Source organism: Ferrovum myxofaciens (genome assembly GCF_000735045.1).
Taxonomy (GTDB): Bacteria; Pseudomonadota; Gammaproteobacteria; order Burkholderiales; family Ferrovaceae; genus Ferrovum; species Ferrovum myxofaciens.
The window spans coordinates 1-17,147 of the sequence record NZ_JPOQ01000003.1; the positions used below are offsets into that span (position 1 = coordinate 1).

Here is a 17,147-nt window from a genome sequence, read left to right on the forward strand (position 1 = left end):
CAGTCGATCAAACAGCACGCGCAACAGTTACTGGTGCGTTTGCAGGCTCATCCTGAACAGTTTGCGGCGGTGGCCAAAGTTGAGTCCCAGGACCCGGGATCGGCAAGTCAGGGAGGGGATCTAGGGTTTTTTGCCCGGGGAACCATGACGCCTCCCTTCGAGAAAGCCGTGTTTGCCTTGAACAAGGGGGAATTTTCCGGACCCGTTGAAACAGACTTTGGTTATCATGTGATTCAGGTGACGGATATCCACGAAGCGAAGCATTTAAGTCTTGAGGAAGTTACGCCCCAACTGACTGCAGAGATTCGCCGCCAGAAGGCCAGCCAGAAATTTTCCGAGGAGGCCGATGCCTTTACTACCCTGGTTTATGAGCAATCCGGCAGTTTACAGCCGACTGCCGACAAATTTCACTTGACGGTGCAGACAGCCAGTGGGATCAGCAAAGACCAGAAAACAGGAATCTGGTCCAATCCAAAGTTGCAACAGGCATTATTTTCTTCAGCAGTGATCAGAGATCATCGCAATACGCCTGCCATCGAGGTGGCGCCGGGTCTGCTGGTGGCCGCCCGGGTCACCCAGGATCAAGCGGCGATGCTGAAACCCTTGGAACAGGTGGCTCCTTCCATCGAGCAACGGCTGGAGGAACAGCAGGCGGCGGTTTTGGCCCGTCAGGCGGGAGAAGAAAAACTCAAGGAATTACAGGCAGGCAGGACGGATCCTGCCCTGACCTGGTCAGGAGAGCGGCTTTTGACACGCCAGCAGGCCTATGCCGGCGGTTTGCCCTCCGCAGTGGTGACCCCTGCCTTCCGGGTGGATGAACGACATTTGCCCGGTTATGCGGGGGCGTCCACCCCCGAGGGCGGGTTTGTGCTGGTGCGGGTTACTCAGATTCAACCGGGACGTACCGATGAATCTGCCACGCGCAAAGAAGCTGAAACGGGTTTGACGCGCGCCTATGGAGATGGAGCCATGGAAGAATTCATGGCCGCTTTGCGTAAAAAGGCCACCATTCAGGTCGTGGACAAGAGCGTGCTGGAAGAGTCTCCCCAGCACTGACCTTCCGGAGACCTCCGGGTTTTCCCTATGATTCAGCCACCCATGCCGGGGACGGTACTGGAAAAACCGCCGTCCACATGAAGAATCTCTCCCGTTACACCGGAAGCCAGGGAACTGCACAGAAAAGCCGCCACATTTCCCACTTCCTCGATGGTGATATTGCGGCGCAGGGGGGAGGTTTGTTCCACATAGCCAAGAATCTTGCCGAAATCACCGATGCCGGCGGCGGCCAGGGTTTTGATGGGACCCGCAGAAATACCGTTGACCCGAATGCCCTCAGGCCCCAGACTTTGTGCCAGGTAACGGACATTGGCCTCGAGACTGGCCTTGGCCAGTCCCATGACATTGTAATTTTGTACGGAACGTTCGGCGCCCAAGTAGGACAGTGTCAGCAGAGCACCTTGACGACCGGCCATGAGGGGGGCACCGGCTTTGGCCAGGGCCGCGAAACTATAGGAACTGATGTCATGGGCAATACGAAAGTTTTCCCGGGTTACCGAATTCAGAAAAGTCCCGCTGAGGGCCTCACGAGGGGCAAAGGCAATGGAATGAACGATACCATCCAGTCCGTCCCAGCGTTGTCCCAGTGAATGAAAGAGAGCCTCGATTTGATCGTCTTGCGCTACGTCACAGGGATAGAGTTCAGTAACCCCCAATTCTGTGGCCAGTTTCTCCACTCGGCCGCGCACCGCATCGCCTTGATAGGTAAGGGCCAGTTGTGCCCCTTCCCTTTGCATGGCTTGGGCGATACCCCAAGCGATGGAACGATTGCTCAACAATCCGGTGATGAGTATGTTCTTGTTTGCCAAAAATCCCATGGGTTGGTCTCCTCTTGTCAGGGCACCATGATAAACCATTCCCTTCGGAAAGGCGCAGTGGGACGCGATAGAATGAGGGATGGGGTGAATGAAACCGGGCATAGGTCGGGGGGGAATGGGTTCTGCTGTGACGAAGAAGAGGAAAGGGCATGATAGAGGGCGATGGATGAAGGTGATAAGCGCTTGGGTGCTGGGGCTGACCTTGGCCCTGTTGTGGATGTCCCCGCTGCAGGCCCGGGAAAAGGTTCTGCATGTGGCGTTTTCTGCCTCTGAAACGGGGTTTGATCCGGTCCAGACTTCCGACCTCAATACGGCCGCCGTCGAACAGCAACTGTTCGAATCGTTGCTGACCTATGATTATCTGGCACGACCTGCCAAACTGATTCCGCGTTTGGCAGCCGCCATGCCCAGCGTGAGCGGACAGGGGAGCATCTGGACCTTTACCCTGAAAAAAGGGGTGTATTTTTCCCCCGATCCCGTTTTCCGGGGTAAGAAGCGGGAGGTGACCGCGACCGATGTGGTCTATACCCTGATGCGTTTCATGGACCCAAAAAATCGTTCTCCCTACAAGTTTTTGCTGGAAGGAAAAATCGAAGGACTGGATGAGCGTGCGGCTCAGGCCCGAGTGACAGGGCATTTTGACTATGATACCCCCGTGGCGGGGTTGAGGGTACTGGATCCCTGGCATGTGCGCGTGCACCTGAAAACCACCGACTACGACTTTGGGCATGCCATGGCCCAGCCGGTTATGGGCATTGTGGCCCGGGAGGTAATCGAGGCGTATGCCGGGGACACGGCGTCCCATCCGGTGGGTACCGGACCCTATCGCCTGGGACAGTGGTTGCGCTCAGCGCGCATTGAATTGATTCGTAATCCCAACTACCGCTCTGAAATCTGGCATTTTTCTCCCGGAAAGGATCCGGTAAATCAACGTCTGGTGGCACAAATGGAAGGAAAAACGCTGCCCCAGATCGATCGGATCGATATTCAAATCATCGAGGAAGCCCAGTCGGCCTGGCTCAGTTTTGGTAAGGGAGAGTTGGACATTCTGGGGATTCCTGCCCAGTTTTCTCCCCTGGCCCTGAGTGGGGATCAATTGCGTCCGGAATGGGTTCAGCGCGGGATTCATTTGGACCGGATCGTGGAACCCGCCATTGCCTACTATTTCATCAATCAGCAGGACCCCCTGTTGGGGGGCATGGCCCCCGCCAAAATTGCCCTGCGGCGCGCCATTTTTCTAGCGATGAATGATGGAGAAATGATGCGGGTCATCGACAAGGGCCAAGCGATTCGGATGACTTACCCGATTCCGCCAGGCGTGGCGGGCGCCGATGCCCAGTATCAGAGTTTGTTGAATTATGACCCCGAACTGGCCAATCAACTGCTCGATGCCTATGGTTATCGACGGGGCAGGGATGGTTATCGTCTTCAGCCGGATGGAAAACCCCTGGAAGTTCAGTACACCACAGGGCTTTCTTCGCAGGATCGTGAATTGGATGAGGTGATGAAAAAATCCCTGGACCGCATCGGCCTGCGGTTTTCCAGCAATAAACTCAAGTTTCCGGACATCATCCGGGCAGAACGCCAATGCCAGGTTCAGTTTCGCTTGTCGGCCTGGATTGCAGATTACCCGGATGGAGACAATTTCATGCAACTCTGGTACGGACCGCATACCCATGAGAACAATGCCAGTTGCTATCAGGATCCGGAATGGGACCGGCTGTACGAGCAAACCCTCACCCTGCCCGATTCCCCCCGGCGAGATGCCTTGTACCATCGTTTGGCGCGCCGCCTGGAACTGTATGGGGTGACCAAGGTCAGTACGGCGGCCTTGCGCAATGTCCTGTCCCAGCCTTGGGTCCTGGGTTACCGGACGCATCCGATCTTGCCTTCGGTATGGAATTACCTGGATGTGGAGGAGAGGAATGACCGAACTCCTTGACGAGAAAAAAACATGAGTGGATTACTGTTTCTGGTTCGGCGCCTGGGACAGGCTCTGCTGACTTTGCTGGGGGTGATCCTGCTGGTCTTCGTCCTGTTCAATTGGGTGGGGGGAGACCCTGCCACGATCCTGGCGGGCAAAATGGCCAGCGCGCAGGATTTGGCCAACGTGCGTCACCAACTGGGCCTCGACCGCCCACTCTGGCAACAGTTTCTGGACTTTGTCGGGCAGGTTTTGCGCGGAGATTATGGGGAAAGTTGGGCCACCCATGAACCTGTCTCCGCCATTTTCCGCTCCCGGTTGGGACCTTCTCTGACGTTGCTGATTCCCATGCTGGTTCTGGAAACGCTGGTGGCCGTTGCCGTGGCCCTGCTGGTGGCGGCGTTGCGGGGGTCCTGGCTGGATCAGGGAGTGCGCATGGTGAGTACGGTGGCCATGTCCATCAGTTTATTGGTCTACATCATCGTAGGACAATACGTATTTGCATACCTGTGGGGATGGTTTCCAGTCAAGGGGTGGAGCGATTCCGTTCTGACCAATTTACGGGTCTACGCGCTTTTGCCTGTGTTGCTGGGCCTTTTTGTGAGTGTTGCGCCTTCGATCCGGCTCTATCGCTCCTTCATACTGGAAGAGATCGATCAGGATTTTGTGCGGACAGCGCGTGCCAAGGGATTGTCGGAAATGCGCATTCTTTTTGTGCATGTTCTGCGTAACGCGGCCATTCCCATCGTGACCAATGTTCTGATGGGATTGCCCGGATTGTTGACGGGCGCTTTTCTTCTGGAGCGGTTTTTTGCCATTCCTGGCATCGGACGGGAAATCATTCTGGCCGTGGAACGTAGCGATTTTCCCTTGATCAAGGCAATCACCGTGTATGTGGCCATGGCCACCCTGGCAGTCAATTTACTGGGCGATCTGTGTTACCGTTGGCTGGACCCCCGGGTACGTTTGGAGTAGGACGGAATGACGGTGCAAATTTATTCATCGATGCGTTCGGAGAATGCCTGGAGCCTCGCCCTGCGCCGCTTATGGCGTGACCCGGTGGGACGTATTTCCCTGGGGGTGGTGGTTTTTTATCTGGTGCTGGTGGGACTGGTGCTGATGGGTTGGCTGGGAACGCACTGGAATGACCCGGTGGCAGTCAATTATGCACCGCCGACGTGGTATGCCACTGCTGCGAATCGGGTGACCTTGCCGGCTGAAGAGGCCTGGGATCGTACCCAGGTCATTCCCCTGTATGGTTGGACCGATCCGCTGGAACCGATCTGGAGTGAGGCGCGGGCAGCCGCACAGCGGATCCAGCCCGAGCCTGTATCCTATCGCTTGACCCTGCCTTTGGGTGCGGATAAATGGGGGAGGGATGTGGGGCAAAAGGTGCTCAAGGGAACCCAGACCTCGGTTTGGGTGGGGCTGGTGGCGGCTTTTGTGGCCACCTTCATTGGAACCGTCCTGGGCGCTCTGGCGGGTTATTACGGGCGGGGCGTAGATGACCTGTTGAATGGTTTTTATGGGGTATTGACCTCCATTCCTTACCTGTTGCTGGTTTTTGCGGTGGCTGCCGTATTTCAGCAGAAGGGGGTGGGTACCCTCATCCTGATTCTTGGCCTGACGGGGTGGACGGGAGTTTTTCGCCTGGTTCGCGCCGAATATCTGAAGCATCGCACCCGAGAATACGTTCTGGCTGCTGGTGCCTTGGGCGCTTCCCACGGACGACGGGTGTGGGTACATATTCTGCCTAATGTCAGTCATGTGGTTTTGGTTCAGTTTTCTCAGAATCTGGTGGGGTTTATCAAATCGGAAGTGATTCTGAGTTTTCTGGGATTTGGCGTCCCAGTCAGTTCGGTGTCCTGGGGCAGCATGTTGAACGAGGCGCAGAATGAACTGATTCTGGGTAAATGGTGGCAGTTGGTGGTCACCACGGTGGCCATGGCTATTTTTGTCACCGCCTTGAGTTTATTGACCGATGCTCTGCGGGATGCGCTCGATCCGAGGTTGAACTCGTGAGGCCCCAGCCTTTGCTGGAGGTGCGCGACCTTGAGGTGGCGTTTCGACGTACTGGAGATAGTCCCCTGGTGGTGGTGCGTGGCGTGGATTTTACCGTTCCCCCCTGTTCCACGGTTGCCCTGGTGGGTGAGTCGGGAAGTGGAAAATCGGTGACTGCGCTCTCCATCCTGCGCCTTCTCCCGGAATCCCATGCCCACATCCATGAACGCAGTCGTATTTTATGGGAGGGGCGCAATCTTCTGGAGTTTTCGTCTCAGGCCATGGGGGCTTTGCGCCGGCGTTCCCTGGGGATGATCTTTCAGGATCCCCAAGGTGCGCTCAACCCGGTTTTTACCATCGGAATGCAGTTGGGAGAATCCGTGCGCCGCGCGGAAGGGATTGGGTCCGCACGGCAGGTACGTCAACGTTCCCTTGAACTTCTGGCGCAGGTGGGCATTGCAAATCCTGCGGCACGGCTGTCCGCCTATCCCCATCAACTGTCCGGGGGGCAGCAGCAACGGGTCATGATTGCCATGGCAATCAGTACCCATCCCCAGTTGCTGATTGCCGACGAACCGACTACGGCCCTGGATGTGACCGTGCAACGTCAGATCATGACCCTGTTACGGGAACTGCAACGGGAACTGTCCATGGCCATTCTGTTCATTACCCATGATCTGGCGCTGGTGGGAGAAATTGCCGAGGAGGTGGTGGTGATGCGCCAAGGGCGAGTGGTGGAGCAGGGGCGCTGTTCCGAGGTTCTGGTGGCCCCCCGCCATGGCTATACCCGTGCGTTGCTGACCTGTCGTCCTACTCTGGGCAATTTGCCTGCCCGTTTGCCCATGATCGACGACCAGGGGGATTTGACGCCTGCCCGGGCCTCTTCCGGTCCTCGCTCGTCGGGTCCGTTGCCAGTGGTGCTGGAAGTGGAGGGGGTCAGCAAGTCCTTCGTGGTGCAAGGAGCAGGCTGGCGACGTTCCCGTTTTCAAGCCCTGGAACCCCTTGGGTTCACTTTGCAGGCCGGGCGTACCCTGGGCGTGGTGGGTGAATCCGGTTCCGGAAAATCCACTCTGGCGCGGATGGTGGCGGGTATTCTGGTTCCCGACACGGGACAGATTCATTTTCCCGGGAGGGGAGCCCCCGGCAGAAGCGGAAGGGCAACCCAGGTTCAAATGGTGTTTCAGAATCCCTTTGCTTCCCTCAACCCGCGTTTTACCGTTGCCCAGTTGCTGACTGAACCCCTCATGCTTCAGGGGGTGGGGACCGGTGCGCGCGAACGGGTGGAATTGGCGGTGCGCTGGTTGGAGCGCGTGGGTCTGAACGAACGGGCACTGAACCGTTACCCCCATGAATTCTCCGGTGGACAACGCCAACGGATTGCCATTGCGCGTTGCTTGACGGTGAATCCGCGCGTGCTGATCTGTGACGAATCCGTTTCCGCTCTGGATGTGTCAGTTCAGGCTCAGGTGTTGAATCTGTTACGGGATTTGCAGGACGAACTCAATCTCAGCCTGCTGTTCATTTCCCATGATCTCGCTGTGGTCCGGTTCATGGCGGATGAAATCCTGGTTTTGTACGCCGGGCAGGTCGTGGAACGGGGGAAAGCAGAAGAGGTTTACGCACGTCCACGACATCCCTATACCCAGCAGTTGCTCAAAGCCGTTCCTCAGGGCATTCCCCTCTCCGCTCAAGGAGAAGAATGAGGGGGGGAGGAAGTTGGGTGACGATCTCGTCCATGGGTTTTGTGAAGTGCAGGATGCGTTCGGGTGGTGGAAGTTTGCGTCGTGGTTTTGCCAGAGGAACCTCGGGCCGGTTTTGAATGGCCTTTGCCACGGAGAGCATGGGCCCGACTGGTTTTTTTATGGGCCTGTGGGTTGTGCGCAGGCGGATGCTTCGTGGGCGGCGTGGAGAGCTCGGCTTCCGGGGGGCTGGCAGGAAGATCGGGGGGAGGCGCAGGAAGACCGGTTTCTGCAGTTTTTGAAAAGGGAACCAGAATGACGCCGCCGCTGGCAATTCTACGGTTGGCCGCAATGCCGTTGATGCGTTTCAGTTCTTCGCCGCTCATTCCATATTCGTGGGCCACATGATCGATGGCTTCGCCCCTTTGCAACTGGCGGGTTTGCCAGGATACCAGGATGATATCCGGGTCATCCAGGCGGGCGATGAACGAATTGGCGGCGGATACAGGAACCAGAATCGTCGTGTTTTGATGGGAATCCAGTTGAATCAGAGGGCGGTTGAAACCGGGATTCAGCATCAGAAAGTCTTCCACGCTCAGTCCCGCCAGTTGAGCGGCTACTTTGGTATCGATTCGCTTGTGGGTGGTAATGGAAGAAAAGTAAGGTTCATCAGGAATGGGAGGAAGAATGAGACCATAATGTTCTGGAGACAGAACGATGGTTTTGGCGGCCAGAAGACGGGGGACGTAATTGCGGGTTTCATCGGACAAGTTGAGGTGGGCAAAGTCGGTGGGTAACTGGCGAGCCTGATTGTAGGCAATTTCGCGGCGAATTTTTCCTTCCCCGCAATTGTAGGCTGCCAGCGCCAGGTCCCAGGAGTGGAATTCGTCATACAGGCGTTGGAGATAATCCAGGGCACTGTAAGTGCTGGCGACCACATCCTTCTGACCGTCATACCACCAATCCTTGTGCAAGCCGAAGAGACGGGCCGTGGAGGGAATGAACTGCCAGATGCCCGAGGCTTGGCTGCGTGACAGGGCGTGGGGGTTATAGGCACTTTCCACCACAGGCAGCAGCGCAATCTCTGTGGGCATGCCCCGCCGTTGTACTTCACTGGCAATGAAATACAGATACATCCGGCTACGGTTGAGGGTCCGTTCCACATAATCCGGACGGGCGACAAACCAGGCAATATGTTTGGCCACTAACTGGTTGTCCCGGTCATCCGTCAAGTCGGGCAGAGCGAATCCGCTGCGGATCCGGTCCCAGACTTCCCCTGGAGGGGCCTGATCACTGGCTTGTGGAGGTAATTCAGGATCGGTGGGCAGGTCGAGGTCATCCATGTCGGAATTCTGCGGTGTGGCTTCCTCCATGAACGCAGGGGTGGGCGAAGGTGTGGTGGAAGGAAGTGGATCCTGGGCCCAGCCGGGACCCATCCAGAAGAACAGAGCCAGAAGTCCCAGAATTCTGATCAACACTGATTCTTCCAGGCACGTAGAACCGTGAAACGGGTCAAGGGGTCGGTGCCCACGGGATGGCCCAGGTAATGATCCAGTGCCGGGGTCAAGGCGATGTCGGTACTACGCAGGAAGGGATTGGCACGTCGCTCGCGGCCGATCTGGCTGGGCAGGGTGGGTTCTCCCTGTTCCCGTTGAGCCCGAGCCTCCCTCGCCCAGTTCTGGAGTTCCTGATTGTGCGGGTCTACCTTCAGGGCAAAATCCAGGTTACGTACCGTGTACTCATGGGCACAGTAGACGGCGGTTTTGTCGGGTAGGGCAGCCAGTTGAGCCAGGGAGTGAAACATCTGGGCAGGAGTCCCTTCAAAGATTCGGCCGCAGCCAGCGGCAAACAGGGTATCCCCGCAAAAGAGGCAATCCTGCCCCACATAGGCCACATGTCCCAGGGTATGTCCGGGAACTTCCAGTACGGTCAGGGTCAAACCCAGAGAGGTCAGGGTGATTTCGTTTCCTGCGCGAAGGGGATGGGTGGTGCCCGGGATGGATTCTTCTGCAGGGCCGTAAACCGTCAGGTTGGGGAAGAGGGTACACAATTCCACCACCCCGCCGCAATGATCGGCATGGTGATGGGTGAGAAGGATGCCCTCCAGTTCCAAGTGACTACTCCGAAGGGTGGTCAGGACGGGGGCGGCGTCTCCAGGGTCGACGATCCATGCTTTGCGGTTATTGTGGATCAACCACAGATAGTTGTCGGCGAAGGCAGAGATCGGAACAATAGAAAAAGATTTAGGCATTTTCCACAAAGAAGCAGATTTGGACTACAATTTTGTCATGGAACAGAGAAACCTGCACGCTTGGCTCGAAACACCCTTGGGACAGTATGTGCTCCAGATGGAGCAGGATATGCTGGATCAGGCGGTGGCGAACCTGTTTGGCTTCAATGCGCTGCAAATCAGTTGGCCCCATCTGGATGGATTGCGCACCAACCGGATTCCGCATCATATCTCTTTGAGCACACGTCTGGGGGGAACCATTCAGGCCGAACCCTGTGCCCTGCCTCTGGCTTCTCAGAGCCTGGATCTCGTGGTCATGCCCCATGCTCTGGAGTTTGCCGAACATCCCCATGCCCTGTTGCGGGAGGTGGATCGAGTCATGCGCCCTGAGGGGCGGTTGGTGGTCGTGGGCTTCAATCCACGAAGTCTGTGGGGCGTGCGCCAGTTGTTCACTCTGAATCGACGGGTCTCTCCCTGGTCGGGACATTTCATCAGCCTCTCCCGTCTCAAGGACTGGCTGGCCCTGCTGGGCTTCGAGATGGATGGGGGGCGATTTGGCGCCTATGCCCCCCCTTTCACCAGTGCTCGCTGGTTACACCGTTTCCGCTTCATGGAACTGGCGGGTGATCGCTGGTGGGGGGTAGGCGGCGGTATTTATCTGCTGCAGGCGGTCAAGCGAGTGCATGCCATGCGCCTGATCATGCCGCGCTGGCAACCTCAGAATGTGGTGGAACCTTCCTTGGCTGCTGCGGTGCGCAGCGCGGGGGTCCGTCGGCAGGGGGTGCAACCAGAGGCGCATGATAACGTGGTCCCTCTTCTGCCCCGTCCCAAGGCGGTGCCGGTATCGCCCCAATCATGAGTGTGGTTCGGATCTATACGGACGGGGCGTGCAGTGGCAACCCCGGACCGGGCGGGTGGGGCGTGTGGTTGCACAGTTCGGGAGGGGAGCGTGAACTTTGGGGGGGGGTGGCGCAAACCACCAATAACCGTATGGAATTGCAGGCTGTCATCGAAGGATTGACGGCCTTGACCCGACCCTGTGAAGTGGAACTGTATACCGATTCCCAATATGTCCAGAAAGGCATCCAGGAGTGGATTCATGCCTGGCGTCGCAATGGTTGGCTCACCTCTGCCCGCAAGCCGGTACGGAATGCTGATTTGTGGCAGATCCTCTGGGAGGCAACCCAGCGTCACCAGATTTCCTGGTACTGGGTCAAAGGTCATGCGGGAGATTTGGGCAACGAACGGGCCGATGCGCTGGCACGGCGCGGTCTGGAAGAAAAAGGGCGGGTATGCGCTGGGTGATGCTGGATACCGAGACCACCGGGTTGGACCCCCGTCAAGGCCATCGCCTGGTGGAAATCGGATTGGTGGAAATCCTCACCCGACGTCGTGCGCGCACCTGGCATCACTACCTCAACCCAAGACGGGAGAGTGATCCGGGCGCCTTGGAAAAGCATGGTCTGACGACGGATTTTTTGAAGGATAAACCTCCCTTCGGGTCGGTGGTGGAAAGTTTCATCGAATTTTTGTGTGATTCCCCCAAGGGAATGCCTCTGAACTGTTTGGTCATTCACAACGCCGCCTTCGATCTGGGTTTTCTCGATCATGAGTTGAGTCTGCTGGGAAGGCCTGCGTTGCTGGCTCATTTGCCAGAGGGCGTGTTGGTGGATTCCCTCAAGGTGGCACGGGAATTATTTCCGGGAAAACGTAACAGTCTGGATGCACTGTGCGAACGGTATGAAATCGATCATGCCCACCGTACCTTCCATGGTGCGCTCCTGGATGCCGAATTGCTGGGTGAGGTTTACCTGGCCATGACGCGGGGCCAGGAACATCTGTTGATGCCCGAAGAAACTTCTCCGGGTTCGATGCAGATGCCCGGCTACGTTGCCTCGGTTTCGGCCCATGGATTACGGGTACCCAAGGCCACCGAAGAGGAAATGGAAGCCCACCGTACTCAATTGGAACGAATTCACCAAGCCAGTGGTGGGCGAGTGCTATGGCGGCCTGAGATTGCTTAGGTGGAAAGGGTGGCCTGGAGCAACTGGCGGTAACGCTCCTGATCGGGCGGGGTTCCCTGGCGTTGGGATTCCCACAGGACCTGACCCAGACAGTCCAGAAGGCGGTGGCGTGCTTCATGTTCGTCACGGGTGGTTCGGCATAGGCGCTGAAAAATTGCGCTGATGCCCGGGGGGTGATCGATTCCCAACTGTTCTTCGAGGGCAAGATGCAAGGACAGGTGTAAAAATGGGTTCATGCCGCCCTCCTCCGGGCCCCAGGTACGTTCCAGGGTTTCTTGGGAAGTGGATTCGAGCAGCGGGTGAAATTCGGGGTGGTATTGAATGACTTCCGTAGCCAGCGCTTCCAGGGGGCTCAGCAGGCGTCCGTTGCGTTGTCCTTGCCAGGCTTCCATGAAAAATTTCCGGACTTCTTCACGGCTGGGTTCAAACATGGATTTTCCCCGTGTCACAAAGATCCTGAATCGGGCAGATGCCACAGCGCGGTGCCCGTGCCAGGCAGATGTGTCGGCCCTGCAGGATCAACCAGTGGTGGGCATGCTGCAGAAAAGGCGCAGGTACCGCGCGTAGCAGGGCCTGTTCCACCGCCAGAGGCGTGGTTCCGCGTGCCAGTCCGGTTCGATTGGCCACCCGAAAGACATGGGTATCCACGGCGATGGTGGGGTGACCGTAAAGGGTATTGAGGACGACATTGGCGGTTTTTCGACCTACGCCGGGCAAGGCCTCCAGTTCGACCTGGGTCTCTGGCACCTGACCCTCATGCTGATCAACGAGAATTTTAGCCATTTCAATGGCATGGCGTGATTTTGTACGGTACAGTCCCAAGGTTCGGATGGCTTCTTCAAAGGCTGCCAATCCCAGCGTCAGCAAGTCTTGCGGGGTCTGTAGGGTGGGAAACAAAGGCGCAGTGACCCGATTGACTCCCACGTCGGTGGATTGAGCCGACAGGAGAACTGCCAGGAGTAACTGAAAAGGGGTATGCCAGATCAGTTCGGTGGTGGGATGAGGATTGGCCTGCGCCAATCGTTCAAACAACTGTTGGCGTTGGGCGGGAGTCATGGAGCGGGGCGGCAGGCAAAAAGGTGATGCAGTTTTCTGGACAGGGGGGGAGGCAATTTTCACAACCGGTACACAGTGCGTGCAGGATGGTATGCATCCAGCGTGCGGCGCCCACGATGGCTTGCTCGGGACAGGCGCGCACACACTTGAAACAACCGATGCAGCGGGTTTCATCGATCAGCGCGATTTGCCGGCGGGTGGCCAGGGTGGGATTCATATCGGGCGGTCACTTTCCAGAATCTCGCGGATCAGGTCCGGGCCCCGATAGATCAGGCCGGTGTAGACCTGAATCAACTGGGCACCGGTGGTCAACATGGCCTGGGCCTGCGCTGCACTGGTGATGCCGCCGACGCCAATGATGGGCAGAGCCCCGTCCAGCGTGCGGGCCAGATGGGCGACCACGGCCAGGGATTTTTCATGGAGGGGCGCTCCGCTCAACCCCCCGATTTCCTGTCCGTGGGGTAGGTGCAGGACGGGATCGCGGGTAATCGTGGTATTGGTGGCGATGACCGCATCCATATGTTCTTCCACCAGAATCTGGGCAATATCTGTCAGGGCTGCGGGGGTGAGGTCGGGGGCGATTTTGATGGCAATGGGCAAAGGACGTCCCAAGTCTTCCACCAACCGGAGTCGTTCTTCATGAAGTGCGCGCAGGAGCGGGGGCAGGGCCTCGGTTCCCTGGAGTTGACGCAGATTTTGAGTATTGGGTGAAGAAATATTGACCGTGACATAATCCGCGTGGGGGGCCGCCGCAATGAGTGCGGATCGGTAATCCTCCACGGCCCGCTCCATGGGAGTATCGAAGTTTTTGCCGATATTGATGCCGAGGAGGGCGGAGGGTCGTCGTTGGCGGACCTGTTCCACCAGTGCGGCCACGCCATGGTTGTTGAATCCCAGGCGATTGATCAATCCTTCCACTGTGGGGAGGCGGAAGACACGGGGACGGGGGTTACCATTTTGTGGCCGTGGAGTGACCGTACCAACTTCAATGAACCCCACCCCGAGGGCAGCCAGTCCATGAATGAAGGTTCCGTTCTTGTCCAGGCCTGCGGCAATCCCCAGGGGGTTGGCAAAGGTCAGTCCCATGACGGTACGAGTGCGGGTGGAAACCAGATGTCCGGGCTGGACCAGACCGCACCGGGCAGCTTGGTCCAGAGCGGTCAGGGAGAGGGTGTGGGCAGTTTCCGGGTCGAGGCGAAACAGCAGGGAGCGAGCAATGGGATAGAGCATCAGTGGGAGTCAGCGGATTGTCGAGTCAAGGGATTCGAGTAGTTCAGGAAAAGAAATCCAGGCGCCGGAAAACCAGGCTTCGAGGGGCTGGAAACGGCTTTTGTAAGTCATTTTGGCACAGGAACGGATCCAGTAACCCAGGTAGAGCCAAGGAAGTCCTTGTGTCTGACATTCCTCGATTTGCCAGAGAATGTTATAGGTGCCGTAGGAAACTCCGGGCATGTCCGGTTCATAGAAGGTGTAAACCGAAGAAAGTCCCTGGGTCAGTTCATCAATCAGGCTGACCATGCGCAGTTGTCCGGCTTCGCGAAACTCCACCAGGCGAGTAGGCAGGGAAGATTGTAGCAGGAATTGGCGATACTGATCTTCTCCGGTGCGGCCCTGAGTGATTTCTCGATGACGTGCATGCTGGTATCGGGTATAGAGCGAAAAATGCTCTGGTTCGAAATGCAAGGGCAGCGAACGTGCCTCCAGAGATCGATGCTGTTTCCAAACACGGCGCTGAATGCGCGATGGGGCAAAGTCCTGTACCCGAATCCGTACCGGAATGCAGGCGCGGCAGCGGTGACAGTGGGGGCGGTAGGTGAAGAGTCCGCTGCGACGAAAGCCATTTTCCACCAGGAGGCTGTACAGTTCCTGGTTGATCTGAGGACCGGGGGCCACCACCTGAGAACGTGCGTTCTGTCCCTCCAGATAACTGCAGGGATAACTGGCCGTGACATAGCACTGCACGGGTTGGATCGGAAGGTCATAAAGGTGTGTCATGGGGACACTCCAGGCGCGTCGTTCACGGGTTTGGGGGCGAAACGCAAGAAATCGGTGGCGTTCATGTCTCCTAGTATAATACGAGGTTCTGACTGTGCAAAATCATCGAGGATGGAGACGGTAAAACCATGAGGGAAAGAAGGGAATGAGGAGAGAGGAAAGGTGATCGGTTCCATGATGGAACGTCCGCTGCTGGTTTCTGCCTTACTGGAACACGCGGCTCGCTGGCATGGCAAAACCGCCGTGGTTTCCCAGCGCGCCCCCCAAGAGGGGGTGACCCTTGGTTGGGCGGACATCGATCAGCGTGCCCGTCGTCTGGCTCAGGCACTGATTCGTCTGGGCGTGCGTCCAGGCGATCGGGTGGGGACCCTGGGTTGGAATCATCATCGCCATCTGGAAGCCTACTATGCGATCCCAGGCATGGGGGCAATTTGTCATACCCTCAATCCCCGCTTGTTTCCGGACCAATTGGTCCAAATTCTGCATGATGCAGAGGACGTGGGGTTATTGGTGGATTCCGGGCTTCTTCCGTTGTTGCTAACCCTGGAAAACCTGGGTGTGCGTTTGCCCTGGGTCATAGTGATGGGAGAACCCGGAGAAGCACGGGCCCCCCTCCTGGGGACGTGGTTTGACTACGAAGTTCTGCTGGCGGAAGAAGACGGAGGTTTCAACTGGCCGGACTGGCCCGAGGATCAAGCCGCCGGTCTCTGTTTCACCTCTGGAACCACAGGACGACCCAAAGGAGTGGTGTATTCCCACCGCTCCACCGTACTTCATGCCATGAGTGTGGCCTTGCCCGACAGTCTCGGGTTTTCAGCTTGCGACTCGGTATTGCCGGTGGTTCCCTTATTCCATGCCAATGCCTGGGGATTTCCTCATGCTGCTGCGCTGGTGGGGGCCAAACTGGTGTTGCCAGGTCCCTGGCTGGATGGGGCAACCCTGTATGCTTTGCTGGAGCGCGAGGAGGTTACGATCAGCGCGGGTGTGCCCACGGTGTGGCGAGGTTTGATGTCTTTTCTGCAGGCGCAGGAGGTGAAACTGCATCATCTGCGTTTGCTCGGGGTGGGGGGGTCGGCTTGCCCTTCGATGTTGGTGCGTTATTTCGAACAGGAACAGAAGGTGACGGTGCGGCCAGGGTGGGGGATGACAGAAACCAGTCCGGTGGCAGCGCTCGCGAGCCCCAAACGGGCACAGGCGGAGTTGTCCGGCGAGGCGCGCTGGCACTGGTTGGAGAAATCGGGGCGTCCGCCCTTTGGCGTGGATATGCGACTGAGGGACAGTGAGGGACGGGAAGTGAACTGGGATGGAAAAACCCCCGGTCACCTGGAGGTGCGCGGCCCGTGGATCTGCGAACATTATTGGAAAGAGGCGCGGGAGACGGAGCGAGCCTGGTTCCCCACCGGTGATGTGGCCACCCTGGATGAGGAAGGATTCTTGCAGATTACGGATCGGGTCAAGGATTTGATCAAGAGTGGAGGAGAATGGATCAGTTCGGTTCAGGTTGAACAGGCGGCTTTGCTTCATCCTGTCTTGCGTGAGGCGGCGGTGATCGGCGTTCCTGATCCGCATTGGGGGGAACGTCCTCTTTTGATCATGGTGCTGGAGGCAGGAAGGGTCGTGGAGGAAGAAGAATTACGGCAACATCTGGCGCGGCATGTGCCGCGCTGGAGTGTGCCCGATGGATTTCTGACGGTGGACAGTCTGCCCTATACCGCCACGGGCAAAGTGGACAAGGTGGCTTTGCGCCAACGCTATGGAGAGTATACGGGGGGTTGATGGGTTTTTGGTTCAGACACAAAAAAGACCAAGTTCAACCGAAAAAACGGAAGAAACCTGGCCTAAATGATTACGGGACGGTCAAGTCCCGTTCACGCACCTAAGCGTTTTGAATATTTGAAGCTTGTTTTCCCTTGGGTCCCTGGGTAACATCGAAGGAGACTTTCTGTCCTTCCTTCAGGGTTTTGAACCCGCCCATCTGGATGGCGGAGAAATGAGCGAAAAGATCTTCGCTTCCGTCATCGGGGGTGATGAAACCGTAACCTTTAGAATCGTTGAACCACTTAACTGTACCTGTTGCCATGTTTGCTTTCCTGTTGATGATTTGGGCCTTAAAACCCGGGTAAGGTTTGAGTTTCAAGGCCAGCAAACGGCAAAACCGGTGATGCAGACAACTTGGAACCAAACTCCAGTTGCACTTTTACGCGAGTTTGGGTCAGGTCGTCAAGGGGGGATCCGTTTTTTTTTTGAAAAAAGGGTGGTTTTGTGCAAAAAATGATCAGAAATGAACTTTTTGAGTAAGGGGGTTGCGAAAATTCTTGAAAAGTTTAGACTGAAACCATATCTTTGGAGACAAGGGGAAGAAGG

The 17,147-nt window shown here is 57.1% G+C and carries 18 protein-coding genes; 9 read left to right on the forward strand and 9 right to left on the reverse strand.

Features of this window, described 5'->3' with window-relative positions; translation table 11 throughout:
- Positions 1-1,056: peptidylprolyl isomerase (locus IV91_RS0100425; RefSeq protein ID WP_035416904.1), on the forward strand; the 1,056-nt coding region annotated here is incomplete at its 5' end.
- A gap of 32 nt (positions 1,057-1,088) precedes the next feature.
- Here IV91_RS0100425 and IV91_RS0100430 read toward each other — a convergent pair.
- Positions 1,089-1,874, reverse strand: coding sequence for an enoyl-ACP reductase FabI (locus IV91_RS0100430; RefSeq protein ID WP_031595137.1), 786 nt, complete (start codon positions 1,872-1,874; stop codon positions 1,089-1,091).
- A 166-nt stretch (positions 1,875-2,040) separates the two neighbouring features.
- Between IV91_RS0100430 and IV91_RS0100435 the strand changes: the two genes are divergently transcribed.
- The 4 genes from IV91_RS0100435 to IV91_RS0100450 are packed head-to-tail and all read left to right on the forward strand — an operon-like array spanning position 2,041 to position 7,502.
- The gene (locus IV91_RS0100435) at positions 2,041-3,816 is read left to right on the forward strand and encodes an ABC transporter substrate-binding protein (protein WP_031595138.1); all 1,776 of its coding nucleotides are present in this window, start codon (positions 2,041-2,043) and stop codon (positions 3,814-3,816) included.
- 12 nt (positions 3,817-3,828) lie between these two features.
- Complete coding sequence (locus tag IV91_RS0100440) at positions 3,829-4,773, forward strand: ABC transporter permease (RefSeq protein WP_031595141.1); 945 nt, start codon at positions 3,829-3,831, stop codon at positions 4,771-4,773.
- A gap of 6 nt (positions 4,774-4,779) precedes the next feature.
- The gene (locus IV91_RS0100445) at positions 4,780-5,820 is read left to right on the forward strand and encodes an ABC transporter permease (protein WP_051861758.1); all 1,041 of its coding nucleotides are present in this window, start codon (positions 4,780-4,782) and stop codon (positions 5,818-5,820) included.
- The gene (locus IV91_RS0100450) at positions 5,817-7,502 is read left to right on the forward strand and encodes an ABC transporter ATP-binding protein (RefSeq protein WP_031595144.1); all 1,686 of its coding nucleotides are present in this window, start codon (positions 5,817-5,819) and stop codon (positions 7,500-7,502) included. Before IV91_RS0100445 ends, IV91_RS0100450 begins: the two co-directional genes overlap by 4 nt.
- Here IV91_RS0100450 and IV91_RS0100460 read toward each other — a convergent pair.
- A complete protein-coding gene (locus tag IV91_RS0100460; protein WP_051861761.1) occupies positions 7,487-8,956 on the reverse strand; it encodes a transglycosylase SLT domain-containing protein in 1,470 nt (489 codons plus the stop codon). The two genes, IV91_RS0100450 and IV91_RS0100460, sit on opposite strands and share 16 nt — an antisense overlap.
- The gene (gene gloB / locus IV91_RS0100465) at positions 8,950-9,738 is read right to left on the reverse strand and encodes a hydroxyacylglutathione hydrolase (RefSeq protein ID WP_411463578.1); all 789 of its coding nucleotides are present in this window, start codon (positions 9,736-9,738) and stop codon (positions 8,950-8,952) included. The genes IV91_RS0100460 and gloB overlap by 7 nt, the downstream gene beginning before the upstream one ends.
- Before the next feature lie 28 nt (positions 9,739-9,766).
- On the opposite strand from gloB, the gene IV91_RS0100470 reads away from it, so the two are divergent.
- Genes IV91_RS0100470 through dnaQ form a run of 3 tightly spaced genes read left to right on the forward strand, consistent with a single transcriptional unit; the run spans position 9,767 to position 11,732 of the window.
- The gene (locus tag IV91_RS0100470; RefSeq protein WP_082783174.1) at positions 9,767-10,567 is read left to right on the forward strand and encodes a class I SAM-dependent methyltransferase; all 801 of its coding nucleotides are present in this window, start codon (positions 9,767-9,769) and stop codon (positions 10,565-10,567) included.
- Positions 10,564-11,013 carry a ribonuclease HI gene (rnhA, locus tag IV91_RS0100475; RefSeq protein ID WP_031595152.1) on the forward strand — a complete coding sequence of 150 codons (450 nt, stop codon included), beginning with the start codon at positions 10,564-10,566 and terminating at the stop codon, positions 11,011-11,013. Before IV91_RS0100470 ends, rnhA begins: the two co-directional genes overlap by 4 nt.
- A complete protein-coding gene (dnaQ, locus tag IV91_RS0100480) occupies positions 11,001-11,732 on the forward strand; it encodes a DNA polymerase III subunit epsilon (RefSeq protein WP_031595154.1) in 732 nt (243 codons plus the stop codon). Before rnhA ends, dnaQ begins: the two co-directional genes overlap by 13 nt.
- On the opposite strand, the gene IV91_RS0100485 is transcribed toward dnaQ, so the two are convergent.
- From IV91_RS0100485 to IV91_RS0100505, 5 genes are read right to left on the reverse strand one after another with little or no spacing between them, the layout of a single operon-like run.
- Positions 11,729-12,163: a DUF1841 family protein gene (locus IV91_RS0100485; RefSeq protein ID WP_031595156.1), complete on the reverse strand. Its 435-nt coding sequence runs from the start codon at positions 12,161-12,163 to the stop codon at positions 11,729-11,731. The genes dnaQ and IV91_RS0100485 overlap by 4 nt on opposite strands.
- Complete coding sequence (nth, locus tag IV91_RS0100490) at positions 12,156-12,788, reverse strand: endonuclease III (RefSeq protein ID WP_031595158.1); 633 nt, start codon at positions 12,786-12,788, stop codon at positions 12,156-12,158. Before nth ends, IV91_RS0100485 begins: the two co-directional genes overlap by 8 nt.
- Positions 12,757-13,005 carry an RnfABCDGE type electron transport complex subunit B gene (locus IV91_RS0100495; RefSeq protein ID WP_031595160.1) on the reverse strand — a complete coding sequence of 83 codons (249 nt, stop codon included), beginning with the start codon at positions 13,003-13,005 and terminating at the stop codon, positions 12,757-12,759. Before IV91_RS0100495 ends, nth begins: the two co-directional genes overlap by 32 nt.
- On the reverse strand, positions 13,002-14,018 hold the full coding sequence (locus IV91_RS0100500; RefSeq protein WP_031595161.1) for a quinone-dependent dihydroorotate dehydrogenase: 1,017 nt from the start codon (positions 14,016-14,018) through the stop codon (positions 13,002-13,004). The genes IV91_RS0100495 and IV91_RS0100500 overlap by 4 nt, the downstream gene beginning before the upstream one ends.
- A gap of 9 nt (positions 14,019-14,027) precedes the next feature.
- Positions 14,028-14,783, reverse strand: a complete 756-nt coding sequence (locus tag IV91_RS0100505; RefSeq protein WP_031595163.1) for an arginyltransferase — start codon at positions 14,781-14,783, stop codon at positions 14,028-14,030.
- A gap of 162 nt (positions 14,784-14,945) precedes the next feature.
- Between IV91_RS0100505 and IV91_RS0100515 the strand changes: the two genes are divergently transcribed.
- Positions 14,946-16,559: a long-chain fatty acid--CoA ligase gene (locus IV91_RS0100515; protein ID WP_200874293.1), complete on the forward strand. Its 1,614-nt coding sequence runs from the start codon at positions 14,946-14,948 to the stop codon at positions 16,557-16,559.
- Between the two features lie 100 nt (positions 16,560-16,659).
- On the opposite strand, the gene IV91_RS0100520 is transcribed toward IV91_RS0100515, so the two are convergent.
- Positions 16,660-16,863 carry a cold-shock protein gene (locus IV91_RS0100520; protein WP_031595167.1) on the reverse strand — a complete coding sequence of 68 codons (204 nt, stop codon included), beginning with the start codon at positions 16,861-16,863 and terminating at the stop codon, positions 16,660-16,662.
- Positions 16,864-17,147: the final 284 nt, after the last annotated feature.

Excerpts from the sequence above, each read along its gene's own strand:
- IV91_RS0100505 (WP_031595163.1), bottom strand. The coding sequence starts at position 14,783 with ATGACACACCTTTATGACCTTCCGATCCAACCCGTGCAGTGCTATGTC.
- nth (WP_031595158.1), bottom strand. The coding sequence starts at position 12,788 with ATGACTCCCGCCCAACGCCAACAGTTGTTTGAACGATTGGCGCAGGCC.
- IV91_RS0100470 (WP_082783174.1), top strand. The coding sequence starts at position 9,767 with ATGGAACAGAGAAACCTGCACGCTTGGCTCGAAACACCCTTGGGACAG.
- IV91_RS0100430 (WP_031595137.1), bottom strand. The coding sequence starts at position 1,874 with ATGGGATTTTTGGCAAACAAGAACATACTCATCACCGGATTGTTGAGC.
- IV91_RS0100495 (WP_031595160.1), bottom strand. The coding sequence starts at position 13,005 with ATGAATCCCACCCTGGCCACCCGCCGGCAAATCGCGCTGATCGATGAA.
- rnhA (WP_031595152.1), top strand. The coding sequence starts at position 10,564 with ATGAGTGTGGTTCGGATCTATACGGACGGGGCGTGCAGTGGCAACCCC.
- IV91_RS0100445 (WP_051861758.1), top strand. The coding sequence starts at position 4,780 with ATGACGGTGCAAATTTATTCATCGATGCGTTCGGAGAATGCCTGGAGC.
- IV91_RS0100520 (WP_031595167.1), bottom strand. The coding sequence starts at position 16,863 with ATGGCAACAGGTACAGTTAAGTGGTTCAACGATTCTAAAGGTTACGGT.
- IV91_RS0100485 (WP_031595156.1), bottom strand. The coding sequence starts at position 12,163 with ATGTTTGAACCCAGCCGTGAAGAAGTCCGGAAATTTTTCATGGAAGCC.
- IV91_RS0100440 (WP_031595141.1), top strand. The coding sequence starts at position 3,829 with ATGAGTGGATTACTGTTTCTGGTTCGGCGCCTGGGACAGGCTCTGCTG.
- IV91_RS0100435 (WP_031595138.1), top strand. The coding sequence starts at position 2,041 with ATGAAGGTGATAAGCGCTTGGGTGCTGGGGCTGACCTTGGCCCTGTTG.
- IV91_RS0100500 (WP_031595161.1), bottom strand. The coding sequence starts at position 14,018 with ATGCTCTATCCCATTGCTCGCTCCCTGCTGTTTCGCCTCGACCCGGAA.
- dnaQ (WP_031595154.1), top strand. The coding sequence starts at position 11,001 with ATGCGCTGGGTGATGCTGGATACCGAGACCACCGGGTTGGACCCCCGT.